This is a genomic window from Mycobacterium sp. SMC-13 (assembly GCF_045311035.1).
GTDB lineage: Bacteria > Actinomycetota > Actinomycetes > Mycobacteriales > Mycobacteriaceae > Mycobacterium.
The window spans coordinates 1-1215 of sequence record NZ_JBJIAI010000089.1 but is presented as its reverse complement, the minus strand read 5'-3'; the positions used below and the strand labels follow the sequence as shown (position 1 = coordinate 1215).

At 65.1% G+C, this 1215-nt stretch carries 2 protein-coding genes; both read right to left on the bottom strand.

The genetic code is table 11. The features are described from left to right. Positions 1-837: ISAs1 family transposase (locus ACJH6I_RS31800; RefSeq protein WP_406785195.1), on the bottom strand; the 837-nt coding region annotated here is incomplete at its 3' end. A 172-nt stretch (positions 838-1009) separates the two neighbouring features. Beyond that, positions 1010-1215 (bottom strand): nuclear transport factor 2 family protein (locus ACJH6I_RS31795; protein ID WP_406785194.1); only part of this gene is annotated, 206 nt, incomplete at its 5' end.

The following is a 1215-nucleotide window of genomic DNA, read 5'->3' as shown; positions in this document are numbered from 1 at the left end:
CTTCTTGGCCGACAGCCGCCGCGAAGCCAGAAAGTATCGGGCCGTCCGCTTGGCAGGCTTGCCGGCCGTTGCGCGCCAGCTGTCGATGCGGCCGACCGCGACGATAGCGGGGAAGCCATGTTGCTTCGCCAATTGCGGTGCCGGCACGATGATGGCTTGCCGGCGCTCGATGCGATCGTGGGCGGCGGTTCTTCGCTGGCTTGCTCGCGCAGGCCGTCGGGCGGTGTCGAGCAACGCCTTGGCGGCCTTGAAGAGCCGGCCGCGATTGCTCTTGATGGCCAGAACGTAGTGGCCCTTCCGGTCGCGGATGGCTTGCGCGACATCGGGCCGGCAATGCAAGGCGTCGGCAGTGACAAGAGCGCCGTCCAGATCGAGCGAGGCGAGGACTTCGAGAACGCCGGCAACCTCGTTGCGATTGGGGGCCTTCCTTTGAGCCAGCGCCATGCGTGTGCCTGCCGCCCAGACATTGACCATATGCAGCGGTGTGGATTGCCGCCCACGCATGAAGGCGCCGCGCAACGCCTTGCCGTCGATGCTGACCACGCCCTTGATGCCGAAGCCCTTGCTGAGCTTGCGCAAAATCGCTTCCAACCCCTTCGGGTCCAGAGCACGGAAGACGTTGCTGAACGTATCGTGGCTGGGGATGCCGGATCTGAGCTCCAGGAACCGCTGCAACAGCTCCTCTCGGCCTTTGCCGAAGAACTCGAACTCGGTGCAGGTCTTGGCGCCGGCCAGTGTCGCCGCCAAGGCGATGACGATGATCTCCACCAGATCGTGCCGCACGTTGCTGGCGCGGGGGTCCTTGAGTGGTCGAAGCAGGCGCTTGAGTTGGCGCATTCTGGTCTCCCTCGGGAAGCGAGAGACACCCAAAGAATCCAGTTCCAACCGCTTGGCAACACCCCTCCATCGCCATATGCGATTCCCCTACCCCGCAAGGGGGGAGGGACCCCGCCCGCTGGTGCGTCCCTTACGTGTGCATGCAACTGCGCCGGAGCGCGCCCAGCACGCTTCACGCCGCAGCTTCTCCGAACACCATCTGCCAGCCCTTGCGCGTGTCCATGTATTCGCGCACCTGCTTGATGCGGCCGACCTCGACCTCGACCACGAAGCAGTAGTCGTTGTCGTAAGTCCGGCCGCCGGGCAGCGTGGCGCGCATGCGTTCCTCGACGATGACGCTGTCGCCGTCGGCATGAACCGCGCGGAACGCGATGTCGA